The organism is Oceanobacillus sp. FSL H7-0719 (genome assembly GCF_045040795.1).
In the GTDB taxonomy this organism is placed as follows: domain Bacteria; phylum Bacillota; class Bacilli; order Bacillales; family Amphibacillaceae; genus Oceanobacillus.
In genome coordinates, this window is sequence record NZ_CP150301.1 from 1,938,622 (window position 1) to 1,959,557 (window position 20,936).

17 protein-coding genes are annotated in these 20,936 nt (G+C 37.3%); 4 read left to right on the top strand and 13 right to left on the bottom strand.

Annotated features, from left to right (window positions below; translation table 11 throughout):
- Positions 1-8 precede the first annotated feature (8 nt).
- From NST93_RS10255 to NST93_RS10305, 11 genes are all read right to left on the bottom strand, one after another.
- The gene (locus NST93_RS10255) at positions 9-704 is read right to left on the bottom strand and encodes an L-ribulose-5-phosphate 4-epimerase (RefSeq protein WP_405096675.1); all 696 of its coding nucleotides are present in this window, start codon (positions 702-704) and stop codon (positions 9-11) included.
- Between the two features lie 96 nt (positions 705-800).
- Complete coding sequence (locus NST93_RS10260; RefSeq protein WP_405096677.1) at positions 801-1,787, bottom strand: family 43 glycosylhydrolase; 987 nt, start codon at positions 1,785-1,787, stop codon at positions 801-803.
- A 195-nt stretch (positions 1,788-1,982) separates the two neighbouring features.
- The gene (locus tag NST93_RS10265; RefSeq protein ID WP_405096679.1) at positions 1,983-3,032 is read right to left on the bottom strand and encodes an aldose epimerase family protein; all 1,050 of its coding nucleotides are present in this window, start codon (positions 3,030-3,032) and stop codon (positions 1,983-1,985) included.
- Positions 3,033-3,121: 89 nt separating this feature from the next.
- Positions 3,122-3,370 carry a DUF6171 family protein gene (locus NST93_RS10270; RefSeq protein WP_405096681.1) on the bottom strand — a complete coding sequence of 83 codons (249 nt, stop codon included), beginning with the start codon at positions 3,368-3,370 and terminating at the stop codon, positions 3,122-3,124.
- 952 nt (positions 3,371-4,322) lie between these two features.
- Positions 4,323-5,438, bottom strand: a complete 1,116-nt coding sequence (locus tag NST93_RS10275) for a GntR family transcriptional regulator (RefSeq protein ID WP_405096683.1) — start codon at positions 5,436-5,438, stop codon at positions 4,323-4,325.
- A 323-nt stretch (positions 5,439-5,761) separates the two neighbouring features.
- Positions 5,762-7,240: an alpha-N-arabinofuranosidase gene (locus NST93_RS10280; protein WP_405096685.1), complete on the bottom strand. Its 1,479-nt coding sequence runs from the start codon at positions 7,238-7,240 to the stop codon at positions 5,762-5,764.
- Positions 7,241-7,287: 47 nt separating this feature from the next.
- Positions 7,288-8,805, bottom strand: a complete 1,518-nt coding sequence (locus tag NST93_RS10285) for an alpha-N-arabinofuranosidase (RefSeq protein ID WP_405096687.1) — start codon at positions 8,803-8,805, stop codon at positions 7,288-7,290.
- 20 nt (positions 8,806-8,825) lie between these two features.
- The gene (locus tag NST93_RS10290; RefSeq protein WP_405096689.1) at positions 8,826-9,455 is read right to left on the bottom strand and encodes a YesL family protein; all 630 of its coding nucleotides are present in this window, start codon (positions 9,453-9,455) and stop codon (positions 8,826-8,828) included.
- Between the two features lie 44 nt (positions 9,456-9,499).
- Positions 9,500-10,342 carry a carbohydrate ABC transporter permease gene (locus NST93_RS10295; RefSeq protein WP_405096691.1) on the bottom strand — a complete coding sequence of 281 codons (843 nt, stop codon included), beginning with the start codon at positions 10,340-10,342 and terminating at the stop codon, positions 9,500-9,502.
- Positions 10,342-11,316, bottom strand: coding sequence for a carbohydrate ABC transporter permease (locus tag NST93_RS10300; RefSeq protein WP_405096693.1), 975 nt, complete (start codon positions 11,314-11,316; stop codon positions 10,342-10,344). Before NST93_RS10300 ends, NST93_RS10295 begins: the two co-directional genes overlap by 1 nt.
- A gap of 99 nt (positions 11,317-11,415) precedes the next feature.
- On the bottom strand, positions 11,416-12,759 hold the full coding sequence (locus NST93_RS10305) for an ABC transporter substrate-binding protein (RefSeq protein WP_405096695.1): 1,344 nt from the start codon (positions 12,757-12,759) through the stop codon (positions 11,416-11,418).
- Positions 12,760-13,404: 645 nt separating this feature from the next.
- Here NST93_RS10305 and NST93_RS10310 point away from each other — a divergent pair.
- The 4 genes from NST93_RS10310 (at position 13,405) to mmsB (ending at position 18,775) form a co-directional block, all read left to right on the top strand.
- Positions 13,405-14,517, top strand: a complete 1,113-nt coding sequence (locus NST93_RS10310) for a GntR family transcriptional regulator (RefSeq protein ID WP_405096697.1) — start codon at positions 13,405-13,407, stop codon at positions 14,515-14,517.
- Positions 14,518-14,768: 251 nt separating this feature from the next.
- A complete protein-coding gene (gene chvE / locus NST93_RS10315) occupies positions 14,769-15,845 on the top strand; it encodes a multiple monosaccharide ABC transporter substrate-binding protein (protein ID WP_405096699.1) in 1,077 nt (358 codons plus the stop codon).
- Between the two features lie 234 nt (positions 15,846-16,079).
- Complete coding sequence (mmsA, locus tag NST93_RS10320) at positions 16,080-17,615, top strand: multiple monosaccharide ABC transporter ATP-binding protein (RefSeq protein ID WP_405096701.1); 1,536 nt, start codon at positions 16,080-16,082, stop codon at positions 17,613-17,615.
- A gap of 2 nt (positions 17,616-17,617) precedes the next feature.
- A complete protein-coding gene (mmsB, locus tag NST93_RS10325; RefSeq protein ID WP_405096703.1) occupies positions 17,618-18,775 on the top strand; it encodes a multiple monosaccharide ABC transporter permease in 1,158 nt (385 codons plus the stop codon).
- Positions 18,776-18,995: 220 nt separating this feature from the next.
- Here mmsB and NST93_RS10330 read toward each other — a convergent pair whose 3' ends face one another.
- Positions 18,996-20,351, bottom strand: coding sequence for a tripartite tricarboxylate transporter permease (locus tag NST93_RS10330; RefSeq protein WP_405096705.1), 1,356 nt, complete (start codon positions 20,349-20,351; stop codon positions 18,996-18,998).
- A complete protein-coding gene (locus tag NST93_RS10335) occupies positions 20,348-20,779 on the bottom strand; it encodes a hypothetical protein (RefSeq protein WP_405096707.1) in 432 nt (143 codons plus the stop codon). Before NST93_RS10335 ends, NST93_RS10330 begins: the two co-directional genes overlap by 4 nt.
- Positions 20,780-20,936: the final 157 nt, after the last annotated feature.

The following is a 20,936-nucleotide window of genomic DNA, read 5'->3' on the forward strand; positions in this document are numbered from 1 at the left end:
TTCTTTATTTACTTCTGTCCGTAATATGCATTTTTTCCGTGCTTTCTTAGATAATGTTTATCCAATAAGTCCTGGCTCATCTCTATCCCATTAGGGTTCAGCTGCAACGTATGGTATGTCATCTCAGCAACTTGCTCCAATACGACCGAATGATGAACAGCATTCTTAGGCGAAGTTCCCCAAGTGAAAGGTCCATGATCGTTTACCAAAACTCCTGGAACTTGATTTGGATCTATTTGTTTTTCTTTAAAAGTTTCAATTATTACTGTTCCTGTTTGTTTCTCATAATCCTTAATGATTTCTTCCTTTTTCATTTCTCTCGTTACAGGGATTGCTCCATAAAAGTAATCACCCTGTGTTGTTCCAGCAGCAGGTATCTCTCTTCCAGCTTGCGCAAAGGAAACCGCCCAAGGTGAATGCGTATGTACAATCCCCTTAATATCAGGAAAAGCCTTATATAACTCTAGATGTGTAGCCGTATCACTGGATGGGTTAAGATTCCCTTCAATTCTATTGCCTTCTAGATCAACAACTGCCATGTCTTCTGGGGCCAACTGTTCATAATCCACCCCACTTGGTTTAATTACAACATAACCGCTATCTCTATCGATTCCACTGACATTTCCCCATGTAAAAGTAATTAAATTATGTTCAGGGAGAAGCATATTCGCTTCGTACACTTCTTTTTTTAAGTCTTCGAGCATGTTGTTCAACTCCTTTTATATCAACAATCCTTATTATATATACAAATCTGTTAGTTGTTCGTACATGTAATCTATATATATGAATCTAGTAAAAAATTAATCCAATACTTCTGGTGAATCTGGTGTCCATCTTGTATTAGGTCCAGGTTTCCCAAATAGAGGATTGCCATTTTTGTCCCAGTCTACCTTTTTAGCTCTTGCATGGCGATTTGGGTCAAAGAGTGGATCTCCTTCAATTTCTGTATAATCGCGGGCATGATATATTAATATGATATCCTCGCCATTTTCAGATTCTGTAAAACTATTATGTCCCGGTCCGAACTGCCGATTTTCTGACGAGCTTTGAAAAACTGGCTCTTGGGATTTCGTCCAGGAATCAGGATTCAAAAGATCAGCATCCGCATCCGCAGTCAATATTCCCATGCAATAATCTATACCAGTTGCACTTCCAGAATATGTAATAAAAACTTTTCCATTTTTTATTAGTACTGCTGGACCTTCATTCACCCAAAATCCTTTTATTTCCCATGGCAGTTCTGGCTTTGTCAGCATGATGGGCTCCGTTTTCAGCGTCCAGGAATTCTCCATTTTTGCAATATAAAGATTAGAATGTCCTTTAATATTTACATCCTGCTGGGCCCAAACATAATATTGCTCTCCCTTATGGAAAAAGGTTGTTGCATCAAGAGAAAAGGTCGACATTCCCGTTTTCACCTCTCCTTTTTCGAGCCATTCACCTTCCAATGGATTTTCCGAAGCATTTTCAAGCACATACATTCTGTGATTAAATGTGTTATCATCGATATTCCGATTAGGTGCTGCAGCAAAATGTAAGTACCACTTTCCATTCGCTCTGTGTATCTCTGGCGCCCAGATTAATTCACTTAATGGACCGTTTTCATGTTTATGCCAGACAGCTGCCTCCTCCGCGTCCCCCAATTCATTTAAGGTTCTCGCTCTTCTGAGTACAATTCGATCATATAGCGGGTATGAACCTGTGAAATAATAATATCCATCTGAATGTTTATAGATGAATGGATCTGCACGTTGTAAAACAATTGGATTAGCTATGTTTTCAGTCATTTCTGCACACTCCTAACTTCATATTCGTAAGCGCTTTCTATAATACAATCATCTTATCACTTGAACGTACAAGTGTCAATTTAAAATATGAAACTACCATAATATACGTATAAATTTAATAGACATTTATAATGTAACTTTATTTATCCTGTTATCTTCTTTCTCTGGAGCTCTGCAGTCAAACGAGATGAATCCTTAATGCTTTTCTATTTCAAATGTAAACGTTGTTTGTTTATGCATCTTCTCGCCTGCCTCACATAGGATGCTTGGCAGATTTGCATGATGAAGAGATGCGGGTGAACCTTGTGTTTCTAAACATACCCCAAAGTATTTATCCGTTTTGCCTTCTGTTAATTCAAGTCCTTCAGGAAGGTTATTTGAAGTATACATGACCACACCCGGTTGATTCGTTTCAACAATCAGTATCCGTCCACTGGATTCGTCCCTCATAACTGCTGATCCATGTTTTTCATCATTAAAGAGAAAGTAATGATCATAGCCGCCATTAGCTACTTTGTTTTGGAAATAATCATAGTGAAAACCACGGTCTAATCTACTGAGCTTTCTAAAATCGAAGCTAGTATCCTCGACTTCTATTAACCTTCCAGTCGGTATTAACTGATTATCTAATTCTAGAAAACAATTACTGTCTATTTTTAATTCCTGATTGTGAATCGTATGTTTAGCAGCACCGCTTAAATTAAAGTATGTGTGATTCGTTAAGGTAACAGGTGTCTTTTGATCTGACACATACCTATAATCAATCACAAACTGATTGTTATTATTGACTGTGTAGGTCACTTCAACATCCAAATTTCCCGGAAAACCTTCCTCCCCAGCTTTACTTCTATAAGTAAGCTTTGCCCCAAGCTCACTATCTCTCACAAATGTATCTATATTCCACAGCACGTGGTGAAAGCCAGTTTCGCCGCCATGTAAATTATTATCGCCTTCATTTGCATCTAAATGATATACTTTATCCTCTATTTCAAATGCTGCTCCTTGGACTCTTCCTGCAACTCTGCCAATCAATGCACCTAAATAACCGGGATTGGTTAAATATTGTTCAGGATCCTTATAAGCAAGAACAACATTCTCCTTCTTTCCATCTCTGTCGGGTACAATTATTTCTGTAATAATGCCTCCAAATTCCATAAACGTTACAACCATTCCATTATCATTTACTAATGATATTTGTTCCCAGCTTCTGTCTTGCAGTTTTATTTGTATTGTTTTTATTTCCATTTCATTTCTCTCCCTGCTGAAATATTCATCTGACAAAAAGCCGGTAAGATTTATCATCCATCTTACCGGCTTTATTCATTAAAATATATTTACCATTTAGAGCCCTCAGGATATGGACAGTTTTTATAGGACAATTTCGCTCTAAACTGCACAAAGCAACCACAATGTCCACAAGTATGACCGAAAAGCAATGATGGACATTTGCTGCATATTTCAAGTCTTTTTCCATACGTTACATCATCAACTAAATCAATTTCCAGTTGGAGCTGCTCCTCTATTAGCGACTGAATAGAAGCATCTGAAACGATAATAGAGCGTGAGCATCCTTTACAGCTCATTTTTCACACCCCATAGCATAAAACATTTCTATACATACATTGAAACTTCAATCAAGGGGAGTTCTTGCATTTCTCCACTGATTGTTAGTTGAACCAATCGGGCGATTAGTGGCAGTTGACCCCACACCTAAATGTTCATTTCTTCCCCATTTTCAGATGATGGTTCTACTGCCACTTAACCTGCGATAAAGTGAAACTTCAATCAGGGGGAGTTCTTGCATTTCTCTACTGATTGTTAGTTGAACCAATCGGGCGATTAGTGGCAGTTGATCCCGCACCTAAAACGTTCATTTCTTCCCCATTTTCAGATGATGGTTCTACTGCCACTTAACCTGCGATAAAGTGAAACTTCAATCAGGGGGAGTTCTTGCATTTCCCCACTGATTGTTAGTTGAACCAATCGGGCGATTAGTGGCAGTTGATCCCACACCTAAATGTTCATTTCTTCCCCATTTTCAGATGATGGTTCTACTGCCACTTAACCTGCGATAAAGTGAAACTTCAATCAGGGGGAGTTCTTGCATTTCTCTACTGATTGTTAGTTGAACCAATCGGGCGATTAGTGGCAGTTGATCCCGCACCTAAAACGTTCATTTCTTCCCCATTTTCAGATGATGGTTCTACTGCCACTTAACCTGCGATAAAGTGAAACTTCAATCAGGGGGAGTTCTTGCATTTCCCCACTGATTGTTAGTTGAACCAATCGGGCGATTAGTGGCAGTTGATCCCACACCTAAATGTTCATTTCTTCCCCCATTTTTGAGCTGGGGGTCTACTGCCACTTAACCTGCGATAAAGTGAAACTTCAATCAGGGGGAGTTCTTGCATTTCCCCACTGATTGTTAGTTGAACCAATCGGGCGATTAGTGGCAGTTGATCCCGCAACTAAATGTTCATTTCTTCCCCATTTTTGAGCTGGGAGTTTACTGCCACTTAACCTGCGATAAAGTGATTAAACAAGTTCCCTTATTTCTCTCGTAGAATTTCTCACTACAATTTCCGGTTCATAAACAATGGATTCAATCTGCTCATTATCTGATTTCAAACCTGCATTCTTTTCGAGCAAACGCAGCATCATTTCGGCTGCAGCTTCTCCCATCTCTTTCTGGGGATGTTTAATTGTTGTCAGCTTCACTTCGGAAACCCTCGAAAGCATCGAATCATCATAGCCAACTAAAGAAATATCATCTGGTACTTTTATATTGCGTTTGCGTAATGATTCTAATAACAGCATTGCGTTTTCATCGTTATAACAGACAATCGCCGTAGGCAGTTCATTATTTGTTTGATCTAGAATTTTTTCTAATTCCTCTCGCGGCTTGGTCATTTTTTCTTCTGTATTATACGTAATAATATTGGTAGGATTGATTGGTATTTGATGCGTTCGATGTGCCTTCAAATACCCCTTCATTCTTTTGGTTCCTTGTAAATCATCTGTTTTAAAGAAACCAAGAATATTTCGATGACCCTGTTCAATTAAATGCTCTGTTATAACATAACCGCCCTTTTCATCATCAATAGTAATACTCAGCGGTTCCAGTTCATCATAATAGGCATTAATCATTATATAAGGGATATTCAGCTTTTCCAGATTTAAATAATAATTTATATTTGGATTGGATATCGCACTTTGCGTCGGTTCGATAATTACACCATCTACTTGATATGTGAGTATTTTTTCCAAAATCTGTTTCTCATTTTCATGTTGGTTATCTGTACTAAACAAACTAATTTGGTAATCATTTTTACTAAGCAGTGATTCAGCACCTTGAATAATAGATGGAAATATATAGTCAGAAATATGCGTTGTAATAATCGCTATATTTTTCTGAGCCATATGATTCGTGTCTTTTGTATTTCTTTCCGCACAAAAGGTTCCAGCTCCCTGTTTTCGGTATAACCAGCCCTGGTTTACTAAATCGCCAATTGCGAGACGGACGGTATGGCGGCTGACATTGAAACGTTCCATCAATTCACTTTCCGAACTGATCTTTTGGTGCGGAATATACGTCCCATCTAATATAGTTGATTTTATATATTCCCTCACGATGCTATGTTTTGTTTTCATGTTGCACCTCTATTCTATTCAAGAAATTCTCGTTACATTATAACAGTTTATAACTAGCAATACATTTAAATCACGCAGAGAGGTATGAAGGGAATAGAGATTAACCAGCAATAGCCTCGCTCATTTAGAGCCTTTTACTTTATAAATGTATTTAATTACTCAGCTGAAGTAGCGATGTGTGTACATTGTAGTATAGCTTAATGAAAATCACGGAGCATATCTCCTGCTAAAATCCAGTGAAACAACTGCTCATTTCTGCTGGGAGCTTCCAAAAGCAGATAATTAGACAGCAAACCAAATATACAAAATCATTTATTTTCCCATTATTTAATAGCTAAGACGACAACAGACTTGGATGGAAGTTCAATATTTAGAATATTATCCTCCTCGGTGAATCCAGTAAAATCTTCAGGCACGACATGATTTGGATTTTCAAAGGTGTTCATTGCATTCATTTCATTTGAAGTTAAAATTCTTCCAGAAATATCTGTTGCATTCATTCCGCGTAAATCTATATTCAGCTCTGCTGACTTTATTTTATCCAGGTTACATAGGCTGATATGCAGTGTCCCATCCTTCGATTTAGATGCTGATGCACTTACATGCGGGAATGTTTGACCATTTTCATCAACTGTATCAACCTCAATATCCAATGCAACCTTTTCCGCATCCTGATGAACCTTGTACATTTCAAATACATGATAAGTTGGTGTCAGAATCATCTTATCCTGTTCCGTTAAAATTACTGCTTGAATCACGTTGATCATCTGCGCAATATTTGCCATTTGCACGCGGTCATTATGTTTATGGAATATATTAAAGTGAACAGCTGCACTTACTGCATCTCTTATCGTATTTTGCTGATAAAGGAATCCTGGGTTCGTGCCTGGCTCAACATCATACCAAGCCCCCCACTCATCTATAATTATCGCGATGCGTTTATCAGGATCGTATTTATCCATTAATGTGCTATGTTTCGTAATAAGCTCGTCCATATACAATGTTTTTTGCATGACAATATCCCATTCTTCTTCCGTAAAATCAGCAGCTTGTCCCTTATTCCAAAAGCCGCCTGGGTGAACATAGTAATGAAGACTAAGACCATCCATTACATGATGCGCTTCACGCATCAAAACTTCAGTCCAATTATAGTCATCTATATTCGCTCCACCTGCAATACGATAAATTTCATTGTCTCCATAATCTCGTACATACGTCTGATACCGACGATAAAGGTCAGCATAATATTCAGGGCGCATATTGCCGCCGCAGCCCCAGTTTTCATTACCTACACCAAAGTACTTTAGTTTCCATGGCTCTGTTCTGCCATTTTCACGGCGCCAATTAGCCATTGGGGATTCCCCATCAAATGTCATATATTCAACCCATTCAGACATCTCCTGAACAGTCCCGCTTCCGACGTTTCCACAAATATATGGTTCCGTCTCCAATAAATCACACAACATCATAAATTCATGTGTTCCAAAGTGATTATTTTCCACGACGCCACCCCAATGGGTGTTAACCATACGTTTTCTATTTTCACGCGGCCCTACTCCATCCTTCCAATGATACTCGTCAGCAAAACACCCGCCTGGCCAGCGTAAAACCGGGATATTTAATTTTCTTAGAGCACCTATAACATCATTTCTGATGCCATTTGTATTAGGTATGGAAGAATCCTCGCCTACCCATAATCCTTCATATATTCCCCTGCCTAAGTGTTCGGCAAAATGCCCATATATATTTTTATTTATTTTCCCTCTGGCTATATCTGCATTTATTATAATTTTGTTAGACATGTTTACACCTCAATTATATTTCAGATAAGAATTTTTCCGTTTTTTATTTATTGCCTCTTTTGCAACCGAATCATGTTCCAGGATAATTTAGAAAAAGTGCCAATAATTTTATCTGATTCTTTATGAGACTGTCCATTTGAATGAGGTTTTACTTGCTCGTCGCCGATACGATTTGCTGCTTTTACATCCTCATTTTCAAGCACGATATGCTCTACAATTTCAAAATCCGCAAATGAACGGATATCGATGTCAAATTGAAGTTTCTCTTCTAAATGACGATTTACTGCGAATACAACTAATTCTTCTTTTTCTTCGTTATAGACAACAGATGTATCTAGATATGGAACATCAGTATAGTCTTCACTATCATATTTCGGCGAGGAAATAATTGGATTCAATGCTTTTCCTCGTCCATAAACAGATGTATAATAATACGGATAAAAAATTGTCTGCTTCCAGACTGCTCCGCCAGTTTCTGTCATAATAGGTGCTATAACGTTTACAAGCTGTGCCATACAAGCAATTTTCACTCGATCCGAGTGCTTTAGCATTGTATTCAGCATACTGCCAACTAATAGAGCATCTTCCAATGTATAAATATCCTCTAATTGCGGAGGAGCAACTGTCCACGGCTCAATTTGTTTATCTTGTTCATTTGAATGGAACCACACATTCCATTCATCAAAACTTAAATTAATTTGTTTCTTGCTGCGTTTCTTAGCTTTTATATAATCACATGTCGAAACGACCGTTTTAATAAAATTATCCATATCAAGTGTACTGGCAAGATAATTCGCTGTATCATTTGTACGATTGCCATAATATTGATGCAGGGAGATGTAGTCTACATGCTCGTATGTATGGTCCAGCGTTGTTGCCTCCCACTCTGGAAATGTTGGCATTTCTGCATTCGAGCTGCCACAGCTGACAAGTTCAATGCTTGGATCGACTAATCTTAATGCTTTTGCAGTCTCTGCAGCTATACGGCCATATTCGTCTGCTGTTTTATGACCAATTTGCCATGGTCCATCCATTTCATTTCCAAGACACCATGTTTTAATCTGATGAGGGCTGGCATAGCCATGTTCTTTTCTTAATTCACTCCAGTACGTGCCCCCTGGATGATTACAATATTCAATAAAATTTCGCGCAGCATCAATTCCTCTTGTACCTAAGTTAATCGCCATCATTACATCTGCATTAACTAAATTAGCCCAGTCCATAAATTCGTTTGTACCAACTTCATTTGTTTCTGTTACCCGCCAAGCAAGCTCCAGTCTTTTAGGCCGATTTTCTTTGGGACCAACCCCATCTTCCCAGTTATATGCTGATACCATATTACCGCCTGGGTACCGTATAATTGGAACTTGTAATTCTTTAACCAATTCAATGACATCCTGCCGAAAGCCATTCTCTTCCGCAGACTCATGACCTGGTTCGTAAATTCCTCCATAAACCGCCCGTCCAAGATGTTCTATAAAAGATCCATAGACTCTTTTATCTATATCTGAAATAATATAATCCTTATCAATAATTACCCGAGCTTTTAAAGTTTCTTTTACCACAGTAAAACTCCTCTCGATTTCTATGATTTATTGTATGCTCCACTATCTAACGTTTTAAAAACACGAAAAGCATTCCAAAACCAGATTAAGGCTGACAAGCTAAATAATAAAAACAGAATAAACGCTGGGACTTCAAGTGAAAAATAGGTAATCGCAAACAGAGATATAATGATAATTACAGAAATATGCACCTTTGTTAGACCAAGTATCAACGCATTAATAATTGTTCGGAAAATACCTGCCTCATAATGTGCTTTCAGGGGGAAACTCCAAACAACAATAAGTAAATAGAAGAAAAGGGTAAGATAAAAGGCAAAAGGAATAAGCATATTCAGCTGCCCTTGGAATGCCTCAATAATCTTGAAGTTGAGATATAGACCAGCTCCTATTACAGATAATATCCATCCCAGTCCATTCGCTGAAATAAATTCCTGCTTATATATTCTCCGGAATGTTTCCCAAACCTTTATTTCCTCATCACCCATTAACCACTTCCTCACAACACCCAACGCCGCAATTGTAGCAGGAAAAATCCCACCAATTATTAATCCAAGTAATGTATATGAAATCCATAATATATTCAGAAATGCTATTCGCGTTATCCAAACAGCAATTCGGTCTAAAGATGTAATAAATCTGTTTGCATACATTTTCAGTCCACCTTATCTATCCTCATTTTCCGTTCTGTTCCCGTTTATCCTTTTACCCCACCAGTTGTTAAGCCAGCAATGAAGTAGCGCTGGAAGAATAGAAACAGAATAATGATAGGGATTATTGTTAATACAGACCCAGCAATCAATACATCATAATTATTTCCATATGGTGTAAGTAAAGTAGCAAGTCCAATCGGTAAAGTAAACATATCATTTGATCTTAATACTAAAAGCGGCCACAGGAAGTTATTCCAGCTGCCCAATCCTTGTAAAATAGCCATTGCAGCAAGTGAAGGTCCCATTAACGGCAGCATGATTTTGAAGAATATGCCGTATTCCGTACTTCCATCTATTCTCGCTGCATCCATTAATTGAACAGGCAATCCAAGCGCAAATTGTCTAAAGAAGAAGACTGCAACTGGTGCAACTACCATTGGCAGCACTACCGCGAAATAGGTATCAATCAGCTGTGTACTAATCATTAATTTATATAGCGGCAGCATAAGTATTTCAAATGGCACCATCATAATCAGCAATACGAGAACAAAGAAGAAGTTTTTGCCCTTAAAGTCATAGACAGCTAAGGCATATCCAACCATCGAAGAGAAAAATAAAGATAACACAATTGTAATCGCTGAAATAGCTAAACTATTTCCATACCAAGCCCAATACTCTGGAGCTTGATTAAAAATATATAAATAGTTATCTAAACTTAACTGACTGAAATCGATCTTAAAACTGATTCCTTGTCTCATTAATTCAGACGACGGTCGAAAGGATGATACAACCAATCCTATAATAGGAAAAACAGCAATTAGGGAAATAATCCCAAAGATTATTGTGGCAATCCATACAGTAAGTTTTTTATTTCCTTTTACTTTCATCAATCTTCACCTCTTTTAAAGGTTCCTGTAGCAATGAGGTAAATAATACTTACTACAGCAATAATTAACATGAGAACGACACCAATAGCTGATCCATATCCCATATCATTTTGTCGGATACCTTCTTGATAAATATATCCAACAACAGATAAACCAATATTACCTGGTGAACCTGCCTCCCAGAAAACGAAGCTTTCTTCAAACATTCTGAATCCATTAATAATGGTAATCGTACTTACAAAGATAATAATTGGTTTTAATTGAGGTATTGTAATGAATTTCATTTTTTGCCACGTTGATGCACCATCAATATCTGCAGCTTCATATAATTCTTCAGGCACATTCTGTAATGCTGCAAGGAAGTACAAAACATTAACCCCGATCCATCTCCAAGAAGCAAGAATAACCATCAGGAAAATGGCGGCCCAGCTAGTAAATCTCCAGTTAATCGGGTCCAGACCAAACAAAGCAATAATTTGGTTTGCTGCACCGGTACTTTGTTCACCAAACATTAATCGGAAAATCATTCCCCCAACAATCGTAGAGGTCAGGGCTGGCAAGAATAAACTTGCTCTAAAGAAGGTTTTAAATTTAACAAACTTCGAATCTAAAAATATAGCTAAAAACATCGGAATAATCGTTAATAATAAAACGGTAAAGATAACATATAAGGTAGTATTTGAAAGTGCCTTAAAAAATACTGGATTTAATAATCTCTCATAGTTTGTGAGCCCGACAAAACTGACTTGACCTGGAAGCACCTTTTGAAAACTCATTATTATCCCTTGAATGGCAGGATATAATGTTAATATTAAAAACGAAATAATAAACGGTGAAACAAAGAGATATGGCACTACCTTTTTGGAATTAATGAATTTAAAAAATTTATTAGGTTTCTTCTCTTTATTATTTGATGGTTTCCTGGTTTTCTGTTTTTCTTTAGAAAAATTAGAATCATTTGATATAGATTCCATATACGCTCCTCCTCAACTCTTTAGCACTAAGGATTTATCATTACAAGCATGATTATTCTAAAATGGAAGCAGGTTGACCACTGCTTCCATTCAGTTTTCTTACTCTCTATCCATAGCAGAACGAACAGTTTCAGCCGCTTGTTTAAGAGCTTCCTCTGGAGATTGTGCTTGTTGACGCAATACTGATTCTGCCACATTTGTGTTATATTCCGTTACTACATCTGGCGTATACTCTGTCAGGTTAAGCTCATTAATTTCATCTTTTACCTCAGCAAGAACATCAAAGATGCTGTCATCAAAATATTGATAGTATTTATTATCCTCTCTCACCTCGTCACTCTCCCAAACATCCCAGCGCGGCGGGTCAAATCCAAGTACTTTCCATAAGTTGATACTGCCTTCTTCAGATAGCTTGGCATACGCCAAAAACTCTTTCGCAAGATCTGCATGTTCCGTTTGATTCGTTACTACTGTACCAGTTCCACCCATGCCAGCAGATCGATCTCCGCCTTCTTCCCATGCTGGTAATGGACGAATTGCAATTTTTCCTTCAAGATCAGGCATACTATCAATAAATCTTCCCATATACCAAAGTGGTGCCAGAATGGCAGCTGCTCCACCATCATTCATATATCCATAAAACTCTTCCGATTGATTCATTCCACCTGGAGTCAGTTCGGCAATTTCATGTTCATAAATAACATCTTCCAGAAATTGCAGTGTATCGATATGTGTCTGACTATCAATAATCAACTCACCATTTTCATCAAACATGTCTGTTTTTTGCTGAGAAATCATTGGCCAATAGTCCATTAACCAGTCCGTTGTCCCAACATTCCACATGACTGAATCTGTGTTTTCGACAACTTGCTTTCCTGCTTGTACAAAATCATCCCACGTTTCTATCGAGTCGATATCTACTCCCGCTTCATCCATGATTTCTGTATTATAGTACATCACGGTCGCTCCTACATGAGTAGGTATTCCATAATAGTTTCCATCTTTTGCATAGATTTCAAACCGAGATTGAACAGATTGTTCTAAAACTGGATCAACATACTCATTCATTGGCTCTAACTGTGGATCACCTTGCAAATAGTTTGCAAATCTTCCTAACTCTATATCTGAAATATCTGGGGCACCTTTACCAGACTGTAAGGATAATAAAAGGTTATTATGCATTTGATCAAATGGATATGCTTCCGCAACCAGCTTAATTGGTCTATCAGGATTTTCCTCATTCCACCTGATCGCTGCATCTTCAAATAAATCAATATGCTGTCCTACAAATGTCCAATAAGTTAACTCTGTTGCATTTTCTAAATCATCTCCAATAACTTTCTTTTCATCAGCGGCGGCATCATCAGAGTCTCCTCCACCACCACATGCTGCCAATAATGTCATACCGGCTATAAATAAGAAAAGCAGCAACATCTTTTTCATCTTTATTCCCCCCTATTTTTAAATATGTTGTTTTTAAGCGCTTACATTAAAACTATAGCTTTCCGCTATTCACCTCCAAAGTAAATATACAACTAAAGACTTTAGCTTTGATAACGCATACATTTTTTTGTGAAAACATGATGCATAAAGTAATAAAGATAATTTCAAAGGAGCTAAAGTAATTAGTATTTATTATCCACATAGTAGCACCTGCATTTTAACTTGTCAATAAGTTGTTTGAAAACATATATAATTGTTATACGTATATATGTCTATTCTAAGTTTATTTAGAAATTGTATAGAATACGATAAGTACAGCATGCTATTTTTGGATTCTTTCTAGACTTCCACGTATAACTTCTTAACACCTAAGATTATTAAACAAGCTATCTTCACTCAAACCATACGATAAATACAACTACATATACGTACGTGAATATGAAATAATTCACTATAGGATTAAAAACCTTCTTACTGTTAAATACTAAAATAGCTGCTGTACTAAACAACTCTCGATTCTTTCTTTATCTGATAGAAGATAGATACTGCTAAAATGAAACACGAACCCTGTCAGCTTACCATGAATCATAATACATGATAATATAGAGTAAAGTTATACGTTCATTTAAGAGAAGAGGAAGGAATATGAAAACGAAAAAAAGCATTGTAAAAGAATCCATTAAATCAAAAATAATTGAGGGTATATATGTGCCCAATCAAAAGATTCATTCTGAAAGTCAACTAATGAAACAATTTGGTGTAAGCAGACATACAGTTCGATTAGCGATTGGTGAGTTAGCCGCTGAAGGCTGGTTGTATCGTGAACAAGGATCCGGCACTTTTTGTGCTGACAGAAGCGCAAATACTGACCAGTCAACATCCCGTCTTGAAAACAATATCGCAATTATAACTACATATATCTCTGATTATATTTTCCCTTCTATTATTCGGGGGGCTGAGGCTCGACTAAGTGAGGAAGGCTACCAAGTCAGCATTTTTAGTACAAATAATGATTCAAACATAGAAAAAACAATCTTAGAAAAAATACTCTCTCAAAATTTTGACGGAGTGATTGTGGAACCTACCAGAAGTACATTCTCTAACCCCAATATTGGATATTATCTGGAGTTAGAACGTTTATCTATACCATATATAATGATTAATGCCTTTTATGAAGAGCTGGAACCAGTAAGTATTGTGATGGATGATGAAGCTGGCGGCTTTCTGCAAACAGATCATCTTATTAAAAACGGGCATAAAAAAATACTTGGTTTCTTTAAAACAGATGATATTCAGGGAAAACGAAGAATGAAGGGGTTCCTGAAGGCATTCAGAAAAAATAATCTTCCTATTATTCCAGACTGCCTCATAACATATAGTACAGAGGAAAAGGATACAAAGCCAGCACAGGAGCTGGAGAGAATTCTGAGCACGCAAGAGGCAACTGGTATTGTCTGTTACAATGACGAGTTAGCAATGAAGCTAATTCAGGTTTTAAGACAAATGAAGAAAAGAATTCCAGAAGATATATCAATAGTCGGGTATGATGATTCGATTTTAGCTCAAGTATCTGAAGTGAAATTAACTACAATTTCACACCCTAAAAGCAAAATGGGAGAAGATGCAGCTTTAAAAATTATTAATTTAATTAACTCCAAACAAAAAAAGACTGATCCGCACCATGCGCATTCGATCACTTATAATCCTGAATTAATCATTCGCTCGTCAACAAAAGAAGTCAGTAAAGAGAACATTTAAAACATAGACTTCAGCTTATATGCATAGGTGATGTGTTTTTTAAGTAATTTATTTTATTGTTGAAAACACTTTCACCTTGAAGTATAATATTCATACGTACAAGAGGCCGCTATTAAATCACAATCGTACGTATGAATGCTTTTTATTATTCTATTTTTATAGAGATAAGAGATAGCGGAACCCACTAATGAAAGCGCTGTCTCACATTCCTTTATAAATGGATAATAATAAAATTAAAGGGGGTAAAATGAATGAAGAGAATTGTTTTGTTTCTGACTGTTTTATTATTGACCTTCGCATTAGTTGGCTGTACAAGTGGTGCAGATGGAGGGGATGGGGATGCAAAAACTGTTGGAATAGCAATGCCTACAAAGTCTTCAGAAAGATGGGTTGATGATGGGAATAACATGGTCGAACAACTGGAAGAACTAGGCTATAAAACTGATTTGCAGTATGCAGAAGATGTTGTGGAAAATCAGGTTTCTCAGATTGAAAACATGATTACCAAAGGTGTCGATGTTATTGTAATTGCCTCAATCGATGGTGAAGCACTTACTGATGTTTTAGATAAAGCAAAAAACCAGGATATACCAGTTATTTCATATGATAGATTAATAATGAATTCGGATCATGTAAGTTATTACGCGACATTCGATAATTTCAAAGTGGGTGAACTGCAAGGACAATATATTGAAGAACAACTAGGGCTTGCTGATGGTGAAGGTCCATTTAACATAGAATTATTTGCGGGTTCTCCAGATGACAACAACGCATATTTCTTCTGGGATGGTGCAATGTCAATTCTTCAACCCTACATTGATAATGGACAGCTAGTCGTACAAAGCGGGCAAACCGATTTTAAACAAGGAGCAACATTACGCTGGGATGGTGCCAAAGCACAAGAGCGTATGGATAACTTATTGAGTGCGCATTATTCAAATGAAAACATTGATGTCGTTTATTCTCCATTCGATGGAATTAGCCGTGGTGTTATTTCTTCCTTGAAAGCTGTTGGATACGGTTCTGGAGATACACCAATGCCAATTGTCACTGGTCAGGATGCTGAGCTTGCTTCTATCAAGTCCATCATTGCCGGAGAACAAACACAAACTGTATTCAAGGATACAAGAAAATTAGCAGAAAGCGCAGTAAATATGATTGAATCCGTTTTAAATGATGAAGAGCCTGAAGTAAACGACACAGAAACGTATGATAATGGTGTCAAGGTCGTGCCTTCCAATCTATTAGACCCGATTTCAATCGATGCAGAGAACTATCAGGAAATACTGGTTGACTCTGAATATTATTCAGAAGATGAACTAAATTAATCGTTGGGTCATTAAAACGAAGCTTAATTTAAAAGTGAACGAGAGATTCCATACTCGAACAGACAGCTTTTACACTGGTATAAATCAGACACCTGCAAAGACCCTTTTAGCAATAAATACGTTTCAAGTTCTAATTCGCCTGCATTATAGAAAACTAAACAATCAACGTGGGAAATGATATGTTAGTTTTCTAATTGCAGGCTTAATTTATTATCATTTAGGATGTGATATAAAATGACTTCAACTATTCTGGAAATGAAGCAGATCACGAAAACATTTCCTGGTGTCAGAGCATTAGACAATGTTAACCTTCATGTCAAAGAAGGAGAAATTCATGCTCTTATCGGTGAAAATGGCGCTGGTAAATCTACATTGATGAAAGTGCTCAGTGGTGTGCATCAGCATGGCACATACTCAGGGGATATTATTTTTAAAGGAAACAAATGCGAATTCAAAGATATTAACGATAGTGAAAAACTTGGAATCGTTATCGTCCATCAAGAATTAGCATTAATTCCTGATTTACCCATCTCTGAAAATATATTTCTAGGTAACGAGATTGCTGCTAAAGGAATTATAAACTGGAATGAAACAATAAGAAAAACGATGGGCCTGCTTGAAAAGGTAGGACTTCAACTAAAACCAGACGAATTAATTAGAAATATTGGTGTTGGCCGACAACAGCTCGTTGAAATCGCTAAAGCCTTGTCTAAAAATGTGAAATTACTTATTCTCGATGAACCTACTGCTGCATTAAATGAAAAAGATACAGAAAACCTTTTGCAGCTATTATTGGAATTTAAAAAGCAAGGGATTACTTCTATATTAATCTCTCATAAATTAAACGAGCTTTTTCAAGTCTCTGACACAATAACGATATTACGTGATGGTCAAACTGTCCGTTCCTACTCCCTCCAGGAAAATAATATATCAGAAAAAGATGTTATAAGAGATATGGTTGGACGGGATTTAACTAATTTATACCCTGAAAGAAATCCAAAAATTAAGGATGAAATCGCCTTCGAGATAAAGGATTGGTCCGTTTACCACCCGCTCGATGCTGAAAGGAAAATCTTACACAATGTTAATTTACATGTAAAGCGGGGAGAAATTGTTGGAATAGCTGGATTAATGGGGGCTGGAAGAACAGAACTCGCAATGAGCGTTTTCGGCAAATCATATGGCAAGAAGATCACGGGGCAACTCTTTAAGAATGGAAAAGAAGTGATATTTAAAAATGTAGCAAGCGCAATTAAACATGGAGTTGCCTATGTTTCTGAAGACAGAAAGGAATATGGGCTTATATTAATAGACGCAATAAAGGATAATCTGACATTAGCAAACTTGGAAGATGTTTCAAATAAAAATATTCTTGATAAAAATAAGGAAATTAAAGCTGCGGAAGAATTAAAAACGAGAATAAATATTAAAGCACCAAACATTCATCAGATAACTGGGAATCTAAGTGGCGGAAACCAGCAAAAAGTTGTTTTGGGTAAGTGGATTTTTACTGAGCCAGATGTATTGATACTTGATGAGCCTACCCGCGGGATTGATGTCGGCGCTAAATTCGAAATATACTCAATCATCAACGAATTAGCCGAGAAAGGAATTAGCATTATTATGATTTCATCCGAATTACCTGAAATATTAGGTATGTGTGATCGCATCTATACCCTGTCTGAAGGAAGAATCACAGGAAACCATAAAAGAAATGAATCAGACCAAGAAATATTAATGACATACATGACACAGAAAAGGGGGTCATAGCGATGACTAATTTAAAACAAATGATGAGTAAAAACATGAAATCATATGGCATGATTATTGCTTTAGTAGGGATAGCATTGCTATTTCAAATTCTGACAAACGGCATATTGTTAACTCCTCTAAATATAACAAATATCATCATGCAAAACAGTTATATTATCATTATGGCTATTGGTATGATGATAGTGATTATTACAGGTGAAATTGATTTATCAGTTGGGTCTGTAGCAGCTTTTGTTGGTGCCATGGCTGGTGTTTTCCTGGTAAGTCTGGATTTGCCGATAATACTCTCAATAGCCCTTTGTTTAATCATTGGAGCCGCAATTGGAGCTTGGCAAGGTTTCTGGGTAGCCTATTTTAATATTCCAGCTTTCATTGTAACCTTAGCCGGGATGCTGATTTTCCGCGGATTAACCTTGGTCGTATTACAAGGACAAACAATTGCTCCATTTCCTGATGAATTTCGTAGTATCAGTTCCGCTTTTCTTCCTGATATATTTGGTGGGGAAAGTTTAAACTTATTAACCATTGTAATAGGAATTGTCCTGACTATTATTTATATTTCCATCGAATTTAAACATCGCAAAGCTGATAGAAAATATGGCATCGTTCACACATCTAATATGCTATTTTTTGCAAAACTGCTCATTTTAGCGGTAGTAATCAATCTATCAACCTATATGCTGGCATTGTATGCAGGCACACCATATGTACTGATCATCTTATTTGTATTGATTATTGGCTATACCTATATTATGAACAATACAGTGCTCGGAAGACATGTCTATGCTGTTGGCGGAAATGAAAATGCTGCAAAATTATCTGGTGTAAAAACGAAAAAGATCAAGTTCCTGGCATTTGTAAACATGGGGATAATGGCTGCCTTAGCCGGGATTATCTTCGCTGGACGTTTAAATGCAGCGACCCCACAAGCTGGTAACCTATTTGAACTTGATGCAATTGCTGCAGCAGTTATCGGTGGTGCATCAATGACTGGCGGTGTCGGTAAAGTATTCGGTGCGGTAATCGGCGCCTTAGTAATGGGTGTATTAAATAATGGTATGTCCTTAATGGGAATAGGTATCGATTGGCAACAGGCGATTAAGGGGCTCGTTTTATTAGCAGCCGTTGCTTTTGATGTATTAAGTAAAAATAAATAACTGTTCCATCCATTAGCATCCTGCTCCTTTTACTGGAAATCCGCAGTCCATATCGAAGTATATTCGGGCTTCGGATCTCAAATGAAGCTTTATTGTCAAACCTGTTAGCGATTATATAATGAAACAGGGCATGGTGATAGACTTAGAAGTTTATCACCATGCCCTGCTTTCTTGAATTACAACGTATCATTCCATTACATTATGACAATACTCTCGATTTCTACAATCCTAACAGCGTTGACATCAACCATGCTGAACCATAGAAAATCATAAACTGTACCCCAACTCCAACACCGAGGAAGCGATTGAGCAATCCTCCTACCATTGCCATCGCAAAGGTAACAACAATTCCAACCAATCCTCCTTCATAAAATGCAAGCAAGCTGACAATTCCTATAAACATACCGATGATTGCCTCTTGATTAATCCGTTTTAAGATAATTACAGTAGCTTTACGTGCATAATTCATGGAGAATGGGTATGCAATAACCGCTGCAATAATTAATCCAATCAATCCATAAATTAAAAAGTCCATCGGTGCCATCATCGTATGGAGGTTATGGACCGGCTCCGTTGTATATACAGGTGGTGCGTTAAACAATGCTTGTGCAGGACCAATTGCTACAGGGCTAAGTGGGATTCCAAAGGCAATTAAAGGTATAAGTGTTTCTGCAACATATGTTGATTCTGTTACAGCATTCATCGTAGACAAGCTTGTAGTTGCCTTTTTATATTGTCCTTTTACCCGAGAACCAACGATTTCCCCCATTAGTGAGGTCATTCCAACTGGACTAAGAGCAAAGGTTAATGAAGATATAAACGACGTACCTCCTACTGCAGCAGTCTGTTTTTTCGTTAATACTTTAAATGGATTAGGAAAATAACCAGACCATGATTTCTGCTCCGGAGCCAGTTTATATTCATTCGGTTTTGTTCGAGTTATTAACGGGCGGGCACTGTTAGACGTGGCTAATAATATGTCAGTCAGCATCGGCCCAATTGCAATACCTAAAAAGAAACTGATGGACAGACTGCTGCCTAATATAGTTGTACTGACTAAATTTAGCCCTTGAATAACTAATGCCAATGGGACAATTAATAGGATGCTTGCCCATCGTCCTTTTGAAAAATAACCAATTAATACTGCTGCAGCTGTGAAGATAATGCCTGCGTTTTCTTGGAAAAACTCTCCAAACTGACTCAGAAATACTGCGAACAATAGTGCGATTGGCAGTGCGATAAATGCACCAATAATTCCGCCTGAAATCATTTTACGGAGTGCAATATGCGGTAACCCAATTCGTCGCATAAAGTTAGCATGTTCAAGCATTGGCGCAGCAGTCGTATCGCCAGGAACTCCCATTAGAGCTGTAGGAATCGCATGTGTTAAGTGCTTTGCCAAAATAGCTGACATAAAAAATGCAAATACTGCTTCTGGCGGCGCTCCCAGCAAAACTACAATTAATGTAGATGGCACTAATATCGCAGTTTCATCCGAACCAGAAATCAGTCCAATTACGGTAAAAATAATCCCTGCCAATACCGCCAGGAGAATCGCAATTAATGTTACACTCATTTTTGCTTATCCTCCTTTTCTTTAATAAACATATTGTAAATACCCTGCTCCTTCATTTCTTGAGCCGTCACTGGGTCGTTAAGAATCGATTGACGCTCCTCTTCGATATCGAATCGAAGCTGTTTATAAACATCCTCCAATTCATCACTAGTGCTTGGCACCTCATTTAAAGTTCGCTTTGGTTTGAATAGAATTGTATTAATGAACAAGGCAACCAGACTGCCGGCTATCCCCAAAAGCAGGGAGTAGGATTTCACCATTTCTTCTGGTGCAATCGAAGGAAATATTTGTTTTCCAATAAAAAATCCTATTAAACTAAAAGAAATACTTATTGCAATCGTAGTAATTAAATGTTTTCCATAAACCGTATCCCCAATTACTTCCACATAGGTCACAGGTTTCTCATTATGCGCTCTCTCTTCAGACATTTAGACGATACCTCCTTAGAATTGTAACAAATAGGGTCTGTCCCTCCAGTCCCAGTTATGATAAAGTTAAAGCTGTGTTAATCATTATATAATGTGTTGCATCCACCTCTACTTCATTCAATCGTTCAACAAGGTTGAATATTGCGAAACTTTGTTG

Bases quoted from the DNA above. Each gene is read 5' to 3' on its own strand.
- mmsA (WP_405096701.1), top strand. From the start codon at position 16,080: ATGACTTCAACTATTCTGGAAATGAAGCAGATCACGAAAACATTTCCT.
- mmsB (WP_405096703.1), top strand. From the start codon at position 17,618: ATGACTAATTTAAAACAAATGATGAGTAAAAACATGAAATCATATGGC.
- NST93_RS10275 (WP_405096683.1), bottom strand. From the start codon at position 5,438: ATGAAAACAAAACATAGCATCGTGAGGGAATATATAAAATCAACTATA.
- NST93_RS10270 (WP_405096681.1), bottom strand. From the start codon at position 3,370: ATGAGCTGTAAAGGATGCTCACGCTCTATTATCGTTTCAGATGCTTCT.
- NST93_RS10265 (WP_405096679.1), bottom strand. From the start codon at position 3,032: ATGGAAATAAAAACAATACAAATAAAACTGCAAGACAGAAGCTGGGAA.
- chvE (WP_405096699.1), top strand. From the start codon at position 14,769: ATGAAGAGAATTGTTTTGTTTCTGACTGTTTTATTATTGACCTTCGCA.
- NST93_RS10255 (WP_405096675.1), bottom strand. From the start codon at position 704: ATGCTCGAAGACTTAAAAAAAGAAGTGTACGAAGCGAATATGCTTCTC.
- NST93_RS10300 (WP_405096693.1), bottom strand. From the start codon at position 11,316: ATGGAATCTATATCAAATGATTCTAATTTTTCTAAAGAAAAACAGAAA.
- NST93_RS10280 (WP_405096685.1), bottom strand. From the start codon at position 7,240: ATGTCTAACAAAATTATAATAAATGCAGATATAGCCAGAGGGAAAATA.
- NST93_RS10295 (WP_405096691.1), bottom strand. From the start codon at position 10,342: ATGAAAGTAAAAGGAAATAAAAAACTTACTGTATGGATTGCCACAATA.
- NST93_RS10335 (WP_405096707.1), bottom strand. From the start codon at position 20,779: ATGTCTGAAGAGAGAGCGCATAATGAGAAACCTGTGACCTATGTGGAA.
- NST93_RS10305 (WP_405096695.1), bottom strand. From the start codon at position 12,759: ATGAAAAAGATGTTGCTGCTTTTCTTATTTATAGCCGGTATGACATTA.
- NST93_RS10260 (WP_405096677.1), bottom strand. From the start codon at position 1,787: ATGACTGAAAACATAGCTAATCCAATTGTTTTACAACGTGCAGATCCA.
- NST93_RS10330 (WP_405096705.1), bottom strand. From the start codon at position 20,351: ATGAGTGTAACATTAATTGCGATTCTCCTGGCGGTATTGGCAGGGATT.
- NST93_RS10290 (WP_405096689.1), bottom strand. From the start codon at position 9,455: ATGTATGCAAACAGATTTATTACATCTTTAGACCGAATTGCTGTTTGG.
- NST93_RS10310 (WP_405096697.1), top strand. From the start codon at position 13,405: ATGAAAACGAAAAAAAGCATTGTAAAAGAATCCATTAAATCAAAAATA.